This is a genomic window from Gluconobacter sp. P1D12_c, assembly GCF_018812105.1.
In the GTDB taxonomy this organism is placed as follows: domain Bacteria; phylum Pseudomonadota; class Alphaproteobacteria; order Acetobacterales; family Acetobacteraceae; genus Gluconobacter; species Gluconobacter oxydans_A.
This window is the reverse complement of the sequence record NZ_JACSIQ010000002.1, coordinates 325133-339580: the sequence shown is the minus strand read 5'-3', so window position 1 is coordinate 339580 and position 14448 is coordinate 325133. Positions and strand designations below refer to the sequence as shown.

Genomic DNA, 14448 nt, shown 5'->3' with positions numbered 1-14448 from the left:
CATGCCATCAGAAAGGATCGCTGATATGACCCGCGCGATCATGATTGCCGCGCCTCGCTCAGGTGGAGGGAAAACGACTGCCACGCTTGGCATTCTGTCAGCTCTGAGGGCCAGAAATATCGAAATTCAGGCCGCTAAGACAGGCCCGGATTATATTGATCCAGCGTTTCATGAGGTTGTAACCGGGCGTTCCAGTATGAACCTCGACAGCTGGGTGATGACGCCTGAGCTTCTCGAGAGCATGCTGGCGCGTGCGGCTGAAGGTGCAGATCTTTTGGTCGTTGAATCTGCCATGGGGCTGTTCGACGGCTTGCTGGGACCCGCAGACGCGCGCGGTGCACCGTCCGATATTGCGGCTCGTTTTGGTATTCCGGTTATTCTTGTGCTGGACGTATCAGGGCAGGGCCAGTCTGCTGCGGCCATTGCTCACGGTTTCGCCACGCTCGATCCTGCTCTTCATGTTGCCGGTGTCATCCTCAACCAAGTTGCCTCTCCACGACATCTGGCTATGGCCCGTGAGGCCATTCTGGCCGCAGGTATCCCCGTTTTGGGTGCATACATGCGGGACACCACTCTGAAACTTCCGGAGCGACATCTTGGCCTTGTGCAGGCACGAGAACAGGATACACTGAAAGACCTTCTTGTTAGCCTCAGGGAGAGGACGGAAGGTTCGCTTGACCTCGATGCCGTTATGACAGCGGCAAAGCCTCTTAATGTTCAAGATCATGGCTGTGTTGCCATAAGCCCTCCGGGGCAAAAGATCGCGGTTGCCGATGATGCCGCGTTTTCGTTCCTTTATGGGCATATGGCGCAGAGTTGGAAAAATGCAGGAGCAGAGCTTGTTCCGTTCTCGCCGCTGGCAGATCAAGGGCCTGATGAAGACTGTGATGTCTGCTGGCTTCCGGGGGGATACCCAGAATTACATGCTGAACAACTGGCGGCATCCCGTCACTTTCAATCCCGTCTGGTGAAGTTCTCGGAGACACGACCAGTCCACGGAGAATGCGGAGGCTTCATGGCGCTGGGAGAGTTTCTGGAAGATGCAAACGGTGTGACGCATAAGATGGTGGGCCTTCTGGGGCACGGGACCAGCTTTGCAAAGCGCAAAATGAATTTGGGATATCGTGAGGCGATACTGACAACAGACTGCGCTCTGGGGTCAAAAGGCAGTATCTTTCGGGGACATGAATTTCATTATGCCCGCGTGATCCAGGCCGGAGCGGACGAGCCTCTCGCAACCTTGAGAGACGGCTACGGCAATGATCTTGGGATGGCTGGAGGTTGTCGTGGGCTGGTGTCCGGATCATTTTTTCACGTAATGGCCCGTAGAGACAGGAAGTGAGCATGAACACCAAGGATGATGCGACCCGGCACCGGGAGAAAATGCAGAAACGCAAAGACGTTCAGGACAAGGAAGTCGCGTCAAAAACTGTCGAAAAAGGCGTTCTGGCGGTTCACACAGGCCCGGGGAAAGGTAAGTCTACTGCAGCCTTTGGCCTCGCGCTTCGTGCGCTGGGTCATGGAAAGCGGGTTGTTGTCGTGCAGTTTATCAAGGGCGCCTGGGTGACTGGAGAGCGCGCTGCGTTGGAACGCTTTGACGATCTGGTAGAGTGGCACACGATGGGCGAGGGGTTCACCTGGGAAACGCAGGATCGCTCAAAGGATATTGCTGCCTGCGCCCGGGCGTGGGAGGTGGCGCAAGCTGCCCTGAAACGCGACGATGTCGCTCTTGTGGTTCTCGATGAACTGAATATCGCCCTGCGATACGACTATCTGCCCCTGGAGCAGGTTCTGGAGGACCTGAAAGCGCGTCCTGACATGCAGCATGTCGTCATAACCGGGCGCAATGCCAAACCAGCCCTTGTGGAAGCTGCGGATCTGGTAACGGAAATGACACTGGTAAAACATCATTTCAATTCAGGTGTGAAAGCTCAGGCCGGGTTCGAATTCTGATGACGCAACGGAAGGGCCCCAGGGCCCTCATGTTTCAGGGAACGGGCTCCAGCGTTGGGAAATCTGTGCTCGTTGCAGGGATTGCCCGAGCCCTGACACGTCGTGGCCTTACAGTGCGTCCGTTCAAGCCTCAGAACATGTCAAACAACGCCGCCGTGACCAGAGACGGAGGCGAAATTGGGCGCGCCCAAGCTCTTCAGGCTCGCGCCTGCAGGGTTCTTCCCACCGTGGACATGAATCCTGTGCTGTTGAAGCCGCAGAGCGAGACAGGATCCCAGCTTGTGGTTCGAGGGAAAGTGCGAGGAACCGTGCGGGCCCGTGTTTATCAGGACGTTAAAATAACTCTTATGCCAGACGTGTTGTCCGCGTTTCGCACTTTGGCGGCTGAAGCTGATATCGTTTTGATTGAAGGGGCCGGTTCGGCTTCAGAGGTCAATCTGCGGACAAACGACATTGCTAATATGGGTTTTGCCGAAGCCGCCGATGTGGACGTCGTGCTCATTGGTGATATCGACCGGGGGGGCGTAATTGCCAGCCTTGTCGGAACCAAAATGGTGCTGTCAGAGCTGGATGCAGGGCGGATCAAAGGGTTTATCGTAAACAAAATGCGTGGAGACGCCTCGCTTTTTAGCGAGGGGATGAACATTATTTCACGCCAGACGGGATGGAAAAAGCTTGGTCTCGTCACACACTGTGCGCATGTTGGTGACCTTCCCGCTGAAGACGCATCTGATCTTGTGAACGAAACCCCAGCAGGCGACGGTTTACGGGTTGTCGTGCCGCATCTACCCACGATCGCCAATTTCGACGATTTAGACCCTTTGCGATCTGATCCGGGCGTCACTCTGGAGATCGTGGCACCCGGTCGGCCCCTTCCAGTCTGTGACCTTGTGATCATACCAGGCTCGAAGGCGACCATTTCTGATCTGGCGTTTTTCAAAAAACAGGGATGGGACATTGATCTGAAGGCGCATATCCGGCGCGGCGGTCGTGTTCTTGGCATTTGCGGCGGATATCAGATGCTTGGAAAATCCATTGAGGATAAGGAGGGGATCGAAGGCCCCCCGGGTCTCGTTGAGGGCTTGAGCGTACTAGACGTGCAGACAGTCCTGACGAATGACAAGCGTTTGACGGAGGTAAGGGGATTACTGGTGCCGGAGGACGTCCCGCTCACGGGCTATGAAATTCATGTCGGGCGAACGACTGGTCCGGCTACTCAGAGGCCATTTGTAACGATAGACGGTGAGCCTGAAGGTGCCGTGTCGTCTGACGGACGTGTTTGGGGAACCTATCTGCACGGGGTTCTGTCTGGTGGAAACGCGCGGAAAGCTCTTCTTTCACGCGTAGGGCGCGCCGGGCCTGACTTTCAGGATCATGAGGAGCGGGTTGAGGCTGCGCTGGATGCCTGGGCGGACCATCTTGAAGCCTGCATTGACCTGGATGCGCTACTTGCATTGGCCCGACCTGTCTGATCCTTCAAAGCCAGAATAGAACGGAAAGAAGGGCCAGGGCTACGCCCTGAAAAATACATGCTCGACGGTATAGTTGAAGCGCACGCCAAAGATCATTAGCAGTCGCGGTGGCCCTTCCGTCGCCCATCCATGAATCATTGACCCGAATACCGTCATAAACTCTGGGGCCAGCTAATTTTAGTCCTAAGGCTCCTGCCATAGCAGCTTCTGGCCACCCGGCGTTGGGGGAGCGGTGATTGCGTGCATCACGCTGGACGGCACGAAACGCCTTTGTCGGGTTGGCACCGGGGATCGTGAATGCCGCCAAAAAAATCCAGAGAGCGGATAGGCGGGAGGCTGGAAGATTGACCAAATCATCCAGCTTTGCAGAGGCCCATCCGAAGGCTCTATGCCGGGGGGTCAGGTGGCCGATCATGCTGTCTGCCGTGTTGATGGACTTGTAAGCGGTTGTGCCAGGCAAGCCAAAGAGGGCAGTCCAGAAAAGCGGCGCAACAATTCCATCGGAAAAATTCTCGGCCAGACTTTCAATCGCGGCCCGTACGACGCCAGCTTCATCAAGCTGTTCCGGATCGCGGCCAACAATCATGGAAACTGCTTTCCTACCCGCCGCCACACCGCTTTCCTGCAAGCCCGTGTGAACTGCCCTGACATGCTCCCACAGGGAGCGCTGAGCAATCAGAGTGCTACCCACAGCGCCTTCGATCCCCCAGGCAACGAGAGGAGGAAAGACAAGGTCCAGGGCCTGAACGATCGTGTAGATAATCAGGGCGGGAAGGCCAATAAGAATAGCCAGGCTTACAATGCCGCATAGACGTTGCCGGAAAGCGCTATTCTGCGGGCGGTTGAGTGAACGATCCAGTCGCGCGATAAGGGCACCAATCCACATGACTGGATGGCCAATTCTGCGAAAAAGCCAGTTCGGGTAACCGAAAGCGGCTTCAATCGCACAGGCCAGACAGGCGACAGACAGTGTGTGGGACAGGGGAGAGAAAGTCATGGGCCTGCGTGTTTCATCCAGATGCCGTGATCTAGCATGATGCCGACGGTGCTGGAAAACATGCCGATCCATGGTGGCCAGGTGCGGCAGGTTATGGAGCGGTTTCCCCATGCTCCAAAGCCTTTCATAGATCTCTCCACGGGTATCAGCCCGTACGAATACCCTCTTGCCCCTTTGGATGTCGCGGTTCTGACCAAGCTCCCAGAAGCTGTGGACGAGGAAGCGCTTCTAGCGGCTGCTGCGACAGCCTATCGGGTTCCGAATGCAGGCATGATTGTCGCGGGCCCCGGCACACAGCTGCTGATTGGGTTGCTTCCGTTGGTTCTGCAAGCGCGAAAAGTCGTCATTTTTAGTCCCACTTACTCCGGGCATGAGCAGGCGTGGAGAAATGCGGGAGTAGATGTATCGATCGTGACAGACTTTCAGGCATTCAGGGCTGCCGCAGGACAATCGGGGACTGTATGTGTCGTCTGTAATCCGAATAATCCAGACGGACGGCGACTGCCTGTCGAGACACTTTTAGAACTCTCGGATCGTTGCGCGGCATCTGGTGGCTGGTTAGTCGTCGATGAGGCGTATGCAGATTTTGATCATGAAAGCACTGCCTCGTCTTTTCCCCGAGCAGGGCTCTTGGTTTTGCGCTCTTTTGGGAAAACCTACGGGTTACCCGGTGTACGCCTTGGTTTTTTAATCGCCTCTGACGGAACAGCGGATCGACTTCGGTCCATGATGGGGGACTGGGCGGTAAGCGCTCTGGCTCTGACCACAGGACGGCAGGCGCTATCGGATCAGGAGTGGTTGAACAGCACCAAACTCCGATTGGAGCGGGATGCCAAGCGTCTTGTAAACCTACTGAAGGGATCGGGTTTCGTCGTTACAGGAAACACCCTTCTGTTCTGTTCGGTGAGTTTGGATGAGGCTGCTTCGCTGTGGACCTTTCTCTGTGAACGCGGGATCGTGACCCGCGCGTTCCCTGAGCGAGCAACGGAATTGAGGTTCGGTTTGCCGCGGGATAGCGCTGGTTGGGAGCGCCTGGAACGCGCGCTCCATGATTGGTCAGAGATCGCAAAATGAAGCTGTTCTGCTTTGCTCTTCCATCGCTCCCGTCTTCGAAGCGAAGCATTTTTCCAAAGACAGACGAACTGCGCGATGTGGCGAGTACGGAACTTGCGTTCTGGCCAAAATCTCTACCCATCCTGACAGGACGCGCGGCAGATGTTGCGTGGCTTGAGGCGTATTCCGAGTGCGTCGTCACCGTGGACGAACGGCTTCGCAGCCGTGATTACGGTGACTGGTGCGGACAGAACCTCAAAGCTTTATCGTCTGGAAGTCTTTCACAGTGGATGACAGACCCTGATTTCTCGCCACCTTCTGGTGAAAGCCAAACCGGTGCGTATGCCCGTCTTGCAAAGTGGCTTTCAGATATCCGTGACGCGGAAAAATCCGTGATCCTGGGGGTGGATGCTGATGTTGTGCGGGGGCTTGTTCTGCTGGCGATGGGCTTGAATGCAGAAGCGGCAGGGAAGCTCGATATTCTCCCCCAGAGCTGGAACGTCCTGTCTTTTTACAGGACGTGGAGGGTGCAGGCCCTTTCGGTTCCAGCCAACAGAATAACGTCTGAAATTATTTTCGGCTCAGAAAGCGATCGTTAATCCAAGCTGCGGCGCCCACGCCCACAAGGATGGGACCGAGAATAAAAAGTACCGCTGCAAGGGCTACTAAAATAATAATACCGAAAGACATTTTCTTTTTTCCTTATTCAGGATGAAAACTGTTACGCTCTGAAGCACGTTTGCCATAGTTCATGCGCATATTCGCCAAGTTTATGCTTCACAATAACCTCTGAAAAGGGGAACGATATGCGTTATTTTCTCATGATTCTACTCGGGGCTGTCGTCACTCGCTTCTGGCTGCGGATAGCCTCCGTTCAGACGGTTCCGCGTGTCTCGTCACCTGCTCGGGCTCTTCCAACTTTATGACGCCTATTTCCGTACGGCAGGGGTATAGGTCAACCTGTAGAGCGACCCGGAAAAATCGTCGCTAACAAGGATACTGCCGTCGGGCATCGGCTGAACATCCACTGGGCGGCCAACGTTGCGCCCATCGCGCCGAAATCCCCAGATTAGCGGCTCTGACTGCTGTGGATGGCCAGCGCTATCGAATTTGACGGACACGACCTGATACCCTGATGGAACGCTTCTGTTCCATGATCCATGCTCGGCAATCAGCAATGCACCCTTCAGAGATCGCGCTGCGGCTGAGCCATCGTAAAATCGCAGCCCCAATGCGGCGACATGGGCTCCAAGCTTCAGGGCAGGCAGAGTAAACTCACCGCAAGAATGGCCTTTTCCGTAATGAGGGTCCGGGACGTCTCCCTGATGGCAATATGGATAGCCAAAAGATTGCCGGGGCTGGGTAAGGGTGTTCAGTTCGTCTGAAGGGACGTCATCACCCATCATGTCCCGGCCATTATCCGTAAACCACAGGTCTTTTCCTGTTCGCCGCCATGCGAGACCAACCGAATTGCGAATGCCGTAAGCAACGTCCTGCCTGTCCGTGCCGTCGGTATTCATGCTGATGATTTTTCCGAGATCGTGGCCTACGTCGCAAACGTTGCAAGGTGCCCCAATGGTCACATACAGCCTGCCATCCGGCCCGAAAGCGATAAACTTCCAGAAATGGTCGCCGTCTTTGAAAGGTAGGTGATCCGTAATGACTTCTGGTTCGGGCGGATTGTCTAGGTGGTCTTCGATATCTCGTAGAACCAGAACGCGTTCGGGTTCTGCGATGTAGAGATCTCCATCATGATATGCGACGCCGGAAGGGGTTTCGAGGCCGCTGGCAAGTGCCCTGACCTGAACGGGATTGCCTGCATCACCCACTCCAGAGACGGCATAAACCTTTCCGGGCCCCATGGAGCCAAGGAAAACAGTTCCTCTGTCTCCAAGGGCGATTTCACGTGCTCCACGGACCTGTGCCGATATAACGTCCAAATGAAACCCGGGCGCGACAGACAGGCCTTCGAACGAAGGAGCGCTCCATGCAGGCAGGGTCAGGCACGAGCCTATCACTGAGAACAGCAGAAATTGCCGGAGCATGATGCGATGCACCTCATCAATGTGGAGCAGGGCTTGAAGGACAGCGCTGGTAACCGCAACGGACGAATGGCTCAGAGGTTTTCAGGTGTTCGGCTATTCCTCCATTTGAAAATGTGATGTCACGAAGGATGTCTGGAGCTCCAAGGCCCTGATACTTCCTCGGTTCTGACGCGTTAGAGGTCCAGTTGCTGCCTTAATGAACGCATTCTGTCCGTCTCTCTGAACATGTGCACCATGTTAGAGAGCGAGCGTGAACAGTCATGGGAGTTTCCAGGTCTATGGTTGACACTTCCCCCCGTAAGCCGCGCGCAGCAGAAGCCGCGCTGCGCATGCTGGCACTTGATCTGCATTGGACATGGAACCACGAGGCGGATCTCCTGTGGCAGACGATCAATCCGGATCTTTGGTCCCGAACCTGTAATCCCTGGATAACCCTGACACGAACACCCAAAGCCCAACTGTGGGAAGCTCTACAGAACCCGGATGTCCGCAATCTCTTGAAGGCCAGCATGGAGCGCCGGAAATATGAGTTGGAGCGTTCCACCTGGTTTGCGGAGAAATATGCAGACGCGGAGTTGTCTGAAGTCGCCTATTTCAGCATGGAGTATATGCTGAGCGAGGCACTTCCCATCTATTCTGGCGGGCTCGGGAATGTTGCTGCAGACCAGCTGAAAGCGGCGAGTGATCTGGGTGCTCCTGTTGTTGCGGTCGGGCTTCTCTACGCGCAGGGTTATTTTCGCCAAGTTATTACTCCGGCAGGTGAACAACGGGCGCTCTACCCATTCAATGACCCTGACCAGCTTCCGATACAGCCCGTCCTCACGCCGGATGGGGACTGGTTCCGGCTCTCTGTCCAAACGGCAACCGGAGAGATCTGGCTTCGCGCCTGGAAAGCCGTCGTAGGTCGGACGACTCTGTACCTTCTGGATACGAACGATCCCTCCAATCCGCCCGCTGTTCGCTGCATCACGACGCAGCTCTACGGCGGAGATGCAGAACTTCGGCTGAGGCAGGAAATGGTTCTCGGTATCGGGGGGTGGAGACTGTTGCATGCTCTAGGGCACCGGCCGGATATCTGCCATTTGAATGAGGGGCACGCGGCTTTTGCAGCTCTGGAACGAGCCCGCTGCCTTTCAGAAGAAGAAGGTATTCCTTTCGCGCAGGCGCAGGTCATTGCCCGCGCGGGAACGGTCTTCACGACACATACAGCCGTCCCGGCTGGGTTTGATCGTTTTCCGCCTAAGCTGATTGAGAGCCATCTCACGTTCTATGCCGAAGACCGTCTGGGCATGCCAATTCAGGACTTTCTCGCGCTAGGGCGTCTTGATTCGGCAAATAAAGATGAATTTTTCAACATGGCTTATCTCGCCGTTCGGTGCAGCGGAGCCGTTAACGGCGTGAGCCAGTTGCATGGAGCTGTGAGCCGGTCTTTGTTCACGCCACTTTTCCCACGTTGGCCGCAAAATGAAGTCCCGATCTCTCATGTGACGAACGGCGTCCATACCCCGACGTGGGATTCAGCATCTGCTGACGAACTCTGGACCCAGGTGGGGGGAAGAAGCAGGTGGGAAGGAGATCTCGAAGGGCTAGGCGATTCCGTTCGTCATCTTGATGACGACACTCTTTGGCGCAGCAGGTGCAACTCCCGGGCCGAGTTTGTTCATGCGCTGGGGCAGGAGCTCTCTGCGAGACAATGCATCGTTGGCGAAGATGGGTTGTGGTGCCTCCCTGCGCCATCCTTGAACCCGGAGGCGCTGACAATCGGATTTGCACGCCGGTTTGCCACTTACAAGCGTCCAGACCTCCTGTTGTACGACGAAGAACGGCTTGTCCGGCTGTTGCGGGACGCTCATAGGCCTGTCCAGATCGTTCTGTCCGGCAAGGCTCATCCGCAGGATCTGGAAGGGCAGGCCATGATTACACGCTGGGTTCAGTTCTGTCAGCGTCAGGATATTGTGGGAAAAGTGGTATTCCTTGCGGATTACGACATGGCTCTGGCCCAGAAAATGGTTCAGGGGGTCGATCTGTGGCTGAATACACCGCGACGTCCCTGGGAGGCCAGCGGGACCAGTGGAATGAAGGTCCTGGTAAATGGTGGGCTCAACCTGTCAGAACTCGATGGATGGTGGGCCGAGGCCTATGCGCCGGAAGTCGGCTGGGCGTTAGGGGACGGACTGGAGCACGCGGGAGATCCGGCCTACGACCATTCTGATGCACAGGAACTTTACAGGCTCTTGGAAGAGCACGTTCTTTCTGAGTTTTACGAGCGCGATGCTGGCGGAATACCTAGGGCGTGGGTCGCGAAGATGCGCGAAAGCATGGCGCGTCTGACGCCTCAGTTTTCTGCAAACCGTACAGTTCGCGATTACACGGAACAGTTTTATCTGACGGGTGCGCAGCGCTACAGGCGTCGCCTGTCTGACCATAGGGTAAGTGCTGGAACGGTTCTCGACAGGCAAAAAGCTCTCTCTGTCGGCTGGAATACCCTCAGGATCGGAGAGGTTATCATTCCGGAGAACGGTGGGGAGCAGAAAGGGCATGCTTTCATTCATCCCGGAACGCTCGATCCTGCATTGCTGCGTGTTGAACTCTACGCCGACGCTCAGGATGGGCACCCGCGCATCAAGTCCCTGACACAGGGAGAACATCTTCCGGATGGCTGGATTGCCTATACTCTCGAGACTGAGCTTCCTGCCCCCGTGGCAGAATGTACGTTGCGGATCATTCCAGCTGCGGAGATCCTCAATGTTCCGCTCGAAGCGCCTTTTATCCTCTGGCAACGGTAGGGCATGAAGGCTTACGCTTCATGTGTCGCCATGCTGGAGGGGAAAGAATAATGATCCGAAGCCTTTTGCCGCAACGTCTGACATTTCGCTTTCTACCAGAAGCATGGCCTCTCGTTCGTCACCACACAGGCATAGCACCCGCTTTGAAAAGCGTGCGACCGAGGCATCGGATCCGGACATTTTACGATACCGAATCCGGCATAGTGTCTCGCCACGATTGGGCACTCTCCACCGCGCGAGAAGGCCGTGCGTCAGTTCAGGTGCTTGAGCCTGTTTCCTGGCCGGGGTTACCCAACATGACGCGTCCTGAACAATGGGTCTGGTCCCGGAGTGGATTACGTCCAGATACCAAGCTGCTCGAAGGGACTGAAGCTGCAAAACTCGATTTGTCAGGCACAGTTCTGCCAATATACCGCACAGATTTTTGGCAGTTACAGGGAAAGGCGGCGGTTGGTGCCAGTAGCCTCAAGGTGACTCTGTCGCGCGGATCAGTTCAGGCTGGAGAGCAAGCGGAAGCTGTTTGTGCATTGGATCTGACGCTCCTGAGCGGCGAAGCGCGAGATCTGTATGCATTTGCGCAGACTTTAAGTGATCTTCCCATATGGCTGACCGGGGAGACGCTTCCCATGAGGGGAGTGCGGCTCGCGCTTGGACAGTATGATGAGGATGTCACAGTTCAATCGGCGCTACATTTCGCAGGGGATATGACGGTTGGAAAAGGGTGGAGCCAGTCTGTTCGTGCTTTTCTGACGGTATTTCTTGCCGCGCAGCCTGCTGCTGAACACGGGAGCGTCGATGCTGTGCATGAGATGCGCGTCGCTGTCAGACGACTTCGAACGATCCGGAAAGCTTTTCGCCCTTTATTCCCTAAAGGAGCGTTAGCGAATGAGATGTCAGTTTTTCAGCAAACTGGACGGTTTCTCGGCAATGTTCGAGACTGGGATGTTTTTCAGACCGAAATTCTACCGGCCTATGTGAGCGTGGACATTACGGCTGAATTCGTTCAGTTAGCTAAAGAAAAGCGAGTGTCTGCACTGGCGGAGATGCGACAGAAACTGACTGATCCGAGCATAACGTCGACGCTACTTTCTTTGGGACAAAGCACGGAAGATCCTGCAGCTCTTTTCGGAGCCGAGACTGCCGACGCGCTTTTGGAAGACCATGCACCTGTTCTGCTCGATCGAATGGCGCGTAAAGTCCAGCATCGGGGTCATCATATCGGGCACCTGTCAGACCGCCAGTTGCATGACGTCCGTAAATCTCTGAAGGGGCTGCGCTATAGTATTGAGAGCATTCTTCCTCTGTATAAAGGGAGCCGCGTTGAAACCTATATGGGCCATTGCAAGGATTTGCAGGACTTGTTTGGTCGTTTCAACGATGCAGCAACGGCAGAGGCTCTGGTCAGGCAGGCGACAAAAGAAAGGCCTGACCTCGCAGAAGCAGGAAATGCGATTGTTCACATGGCGCATCGGGAGCGGAAAAAGATCCTGAAAAAACTTCCCAAGCAATGGAAGATTTTTTCGAAGGACGTCCCGTTCTGGTGTCAGTGAGTTATTTCCTTGTGTGTAGCGGAAACCTTGGGTCCAGCTCCGATTTATGATCCAAACGGGCAGCCAAAAAGCGTGACTGATTGCCGCAGGGAGCAAAAATCATGGAAAAACGCTGGGTTCTTCTGACAATCATTATCCTGATCGCCGGGCTTATCATGATACTGCTGTGGGCGAGACAGACCGACCCGGGCACGATTGGCCCGGATACGCATACGGAGAAGACGGCCCCCCAAGCTTTGAACGCGGCACACCCATATCTATGGAGCCCCGCGCACAATCAAAGAGTTTCTGAAACGAGCTGAGATTTGCTTCAGAAGTTAGAACGGAGCGTAAACATGAAGTTCCGCGGCTCTCCGTAGTAGTTATAGTAATACAGATTTCCCAGTCTTTGATAATATCGCTTGTTAGCGATATTGTTCAGTGTTGCGGAGAGGGAAAGATACTTGTTCCATTGGTATCCAGCCTGGATCGACCCAATGATGTATCCGCCCTGCGTCACGGTGCGGTTTGTGCCGAATGTACTTGTTTGAGCATTGAAGCCGCCGCCGATGCTCCAGACATTCTTTTGTGCCCCGCGATATGGCTCAAACCTGTAATGTGTCCAGAGCTTCCACAGATGCTTGGGCGAGTTGCCAGCATAGGTCAGGCCAGACTGTGTGGCGCTACCGTTATTGACGATCCGGTTGTCGTTATAAGTATAGCTGGCATTGATATCCCAGCCCTCAAGAGGACGGCCAATCAGCTCTGCTTCGGCACCCTGGCTGCGTGTTTTGCCTGTCGCGACGTAGCAGTCATCCACGCCACCGGGCCCACAGATGGCGCCGATGGTGCCGTTATAGATGGCTTCGTTTTTCTGAATGATTTTGTAGCCAGACAGGGTCATGCCGAGGTGCCCGTGGAAGAACTCTCCCTTGATACCACCTTCGAGCTGATTGCCTCGAACAGGCGCGAGGCGGCCGGTGGTATCAAACGCAGACTGAGGCGAGAAAGTCGAAACGTAGCTAACATAAGCCGTGACATTCGGCCACAGGTGCAGAACGCCGCCGATGTAAGGGGTCAGGATGCCCTGCTGATCGATATCGGTGCTGGTGGCACCAACGGTTGGGGAAATACGACGAGTTTTGCTGACATACCCGCTCACCCGTCCGCCAATCAGGATGGAAAAGCGTGAGATAGGCTTGATCTGTGCCTGACCATACACGCCCCACTGCGTGGATGGCTCCCAGTAGCGATTGGTAATGGTAGGGAGAGCCAGAGACGGAATGGCATTGTTCGCATTGATTGGGATACCGGCGAGCGCCGTATAGGTCCGGGAGTTTGCACTGGCACCGCCGCCTTCATAGAGATAGCGATCGTAGTTCGCTCCCATCATCAGAACATGTTTCTGCCCGAAGAGGTGAAGTGGTCCGGTGACGTAGGCGTCCAGGCCATCATTCGTCTCGTCATACCGTGTATTGGCTGCGACGAAATTGCCAGTCTTTGCGGACGCGTTATACGCGTTGAGATAAGCGTATTGCAGTGTGGTGGCTGCGGTTCGGTGACGGTAGTTGAGACGCCCGCGCCAGCCATGAGAGAACAGATGCTCCAGTTGTGCCTCAACTTCAGTCATCGGGACTTCGGATTTGCCCCAGTTGGCCCCCACCAACGTGCTCGTCGGCAGATTCAGATCCGCGCCATTACTGGCACGGGGAAGCCCCATATAACGGGTCGTATCATTGCTTTGAGACGTGACGGAGACTGTCAGGGTATCATGTCGCGTTAAGTGCACATCTGTGACACCATAAATCGTCCAGCGACGATCATAGGCATTGTTGTAGAACTGGTTGCGGTCGGTGCCTGCGACGACAAGTCGTGCGGAAACAATTTTCGAGTGCGCGAGAGGGCCGCCGACGTCAAGGGTGGCATGGTAATTGTTCCATGAGCCAGCCGAGAACGACGCATTACCCTGAAAGTCATCGGTCGGGCGCTTGTGGACGAAATTGACACTTCCGCCGGGTGTGCTGGAGCCCTGAAGCATACCGTCTGGTCCACGCAGGACTTCAATACGATCATAAATCGCCAGATCATACTGTTGGCTTAAAGTCAGCCCACTCATAGACGGGACACCGTCATACTGGGCCTGTAACGTGAAGCCGCGGGCAGTATAACCGCCCGTTCCGTCGCCATACATATTGACGTTCACGCCCGCGACCTGTTTGAGCGCAGCATCAACCGTATTGAGGTTCTGGTCCTTCATCTGCTGGCTGCTGAGAACGGAGATGGATTGCGGAACGTCTAACGGTTTGAGGAGCATTTTCGTCGTAGAGACCGCAGAAACCGTGTAAGTTCCGGTACCATCCGTAGAGGCATTACGGCGATGACCCTGCACCAGAAGCTGCTCAATGCTACCCGGGGTCTCGTCTTCTTGTGAGGCGTGTTTCTGCTGGGTGCTCTGTGCGCTCGATGAAGCGGAACGTTCCTCTTTAAGGTCGGCCGTTGAAGCTGGTTTTTTACGAGCTTCTGGGGCTACGTCATCGGTGGTCGCTGCAAAGGCGCCATTCCACGTGCCTGACAGCAAAAGTGCTGTAAAAAGCATTGGGCCTAGATGTGTAC

The 14448-nt window shown here is 55.3% G+C and carries 11 protein-coding genes; 8 read left to right on the top strand and 3 right to left on the bottom strand.

The features are described from left to right. Positions 1 to 25 precede the first annotated feature (25 nt). The 3 genes from KP705_RS03385 to KP705_RS03375 are packed head-to-tail and all read left to right on the top strand — an operon-like array spanning position 26 to position 3425. A complete protein-coding gene (locus tag KP705_RS03385; RefSeq protein WP_215764015.1) occupies positions 26 to 1342 on the top strand; it encodes a cobyrinate a,c-diamide synthase in 1317 nt (438 codons plus the stop codon). 2 nt (positions 1343 to 1344) lie between these two features. Next, positions 1345 to 1953, top strand: coding sequence for a cob(I)yrinic acid a,c-diamide adenosyltransferase (cobO, locus tag KP705_RS03380; protein ID WP_046901922.1), 609 nt, complete (start codon positions 1345 to 1347; stop codon positions 1951 to 1953). A gap of 29 nt (positions 1954 to 1982) precedes the next feature. Then, on the top strand, positions 1983 to 3425 hold the full coding sequence (locus KP705_RS03375; protein WP_215764066.1) for a cobyric acid synthase: 1443 nt from the start codon (positions 1983 to 1985) through the stop codon (positions 3423 to 3425). 4 nt (positions 3426 to 3429) lie between these two features. On the opposite strand, the gene cbiB is transcribed toward KP705_RS03375, so the two are convergent. Then, entirely contained in the window at positions 3430 to 4422 is a 993-nt protein-coding gene (gene cbiB, locus KP705_RS03370) for an adenosylcobinamide-phosphate synthase CbiB (RefSeq protein ID WP_215764014.1), read from the bottom strand. Between the two features lie 36 nt (positions 4423 to 4458). On the opposite strand from cbiB, the gene cobD reads away from it, so the two are divergent. Continuing rightward, positions 4459 to 5496 (top strand): threonine-phosphate decarboxylase CobD, encoded by a 1038-nt coding sequence (gene cobD, locus KP705_RS03365; protein WP_215764013.1) that lies wholly within the window; start codon positions 4459 to 4461, stop codon positions 5494 to 5496. Next, a complete protein-coding gene (locus KP705_RS03360) occupies positions 5493 to 6074 on the top strand; it encodes a histidine phosphatase family protein (protein WP_215764012.1) in 582 nt (193 codons plus the stop codon). Before cobD ends, KP705_RS03360 begins: the two co-directional genes overlap by 4 nt. A 330-nt stretch (positions 6075 to 6404) precedes the next feature. On the opposite strand, the gene KP705_RS03355 is transcribed toward KP705_RS03360, so the two are convergent. Further along, on the bottom strand, positions 6405 to 7520 hold the full coding sequence (locus tag KP705_RS03355) for a sorbosone dehydrogenase family protein (RefSeq protein ID WP_215764011.1): 1116 nt from the start codon (positions 7518 to 7520) through the stop codon (positions 6405 to 6407). Positions 7521 to 7798: 278 nt separating this feature from the next. Here KP705_RS03355 and glgP point away from each other — a divergent pair, with 278 nt between their 5' ends. The 3 genes from glgP to KP705_RS03340 all read left to right on the top strand — a co-directional run bounded on the left by glgP (position 7799) and on the right by KP705_RS03340 (position 12158). After that, a complete protein-coding gene (gene glgP / locus KP705_RS03350; protein ID WP_215764010.1) occupies positions 7799 to 10306 on the top strand; it encodes an alpha-glucan family phosphorylase in 2508 nt (835 codons plus the stop codon). Positions 10307 to 10602: 296 nt separating this feature from the next. Continuing rightward, positions 10603 to 11856: a CHAD domain-containing protein gene (locus KP705_RS03345; RefSeq protein WP_252348201.1), complete on the top strand. Its 1254-nt coding sequence runs from the start codon at positions 10603 to 10605 to the stop codon at positions 11854 to 11856. A 101-nt stretch (positions 11857 to 11957) separates the two neighbouring features. Next, positions 11958 to 12158 carry a hypothetical protein gene (locus KP705_RS03340; protein ID WP_203548800.1) on the top strand — a complete coding sequence of 67 codons (201 nt, stop codon included), beginning with the start codon at positions 11958 to 11960 and terminating at the stop codon, positions 12156 to 12158. Positions 12159 to 12166: 8 nt separating this feature from the next. Here the strand turns inward: KP705_RS03340 and KP705_RS03335 are convergent, their stop codons facing one another. After that, complete coding sequence (locus KP705_RS03335; protein ID WP_252348200.1) at positions 12167 to 14431, bottom strand: TonB-dependent siderophore receptor; 2265 nt, start codon at positions 14429 to 14431, stop codon at positions 12167 to 12169. Positions 14432 to 14448 lie beyond the last annotated feature (17 nt).

Excerpts from the sequence above, each read along its gene's own strand:
- KP705_RS03385 (WP_215764015.1), top strand. The coding sequence starts at position 26 with ATGACCCGCGCGATCATGATTGCCGCGCCTCGCTCAGGTGGAGGGAAA.
- cobO (WP_046901922.1), top strand. The coding sequence starts at position 1,345 with ATGAACACCAAGGATGATGCGACCCGGCACCGGGAGAAAATGCAGAAA.
- KP705_RS03375 (WP_215764066.1), top strand. The coding sequence starts at position 1,983 with ATGTTTCAGGGAACGGGCTCCAGCGTTGGGAAATCTGTGCTCGTTGCA.
- cbiB (WP_215764014.1), bottom strand. The coding sequence starts at position 4,422 with ATGACTTTCTCTCCCCTGTCCCACACACTGTCTGTCGCCTGTCTGGCC.
- cobD (WP_215764013.1), top strand. The coding sequence starts at position 4,459 with ATGATGCCGACGGTGCTGGAAAACATGCCGATCCATGGTGGCCAGGTG.
- KP705_RS03360 (WP_215764012.1), top strand. The coding sequence starts at position 5,493 with ATGAAGCTGTTCTGCTTTGCTCTTCCATCGCTCCCGTCTTCGAAGCGA.
- KP705_RS03355 (WP_215764011.1), bottom strand. The coding sequence starts at position 7,520 with ATGCTCCGGCAATTTCTGCTGTTCTCAGTGATAGGCTCGTGCCTGACC.
- glgP (WP_215764010.1), top strand. The coding sequence starts at position 7,799 with ATGGTTGACACTTCCCCCCGTAAGCCGCGCGCAGCAGAAGCCGCGCTG.
- KP705_RS03345 (WP_252348201.1), top strand. The coding sequence starts at position 10,603 with ATGACGCGTCCTGAACAATGGGTCTGGTCCCGGAGTGGATTACGTCCA.
- KP705_RS03340 (WP_203548800.1), top strand. The coding sequence starts at position 11,958 with ATGGAAAAACGCTGGGTTCTTCTGACAATCATTATCCTGATCGCCGGG.
- KP705_RS03335 (WP_252348200.1), bottom strand. The coding sequence starts at position 14,431 with ATGCTTTTTACAGCACTTTTGCTGTCAGGCACGTGGAATGGCGCCTTT.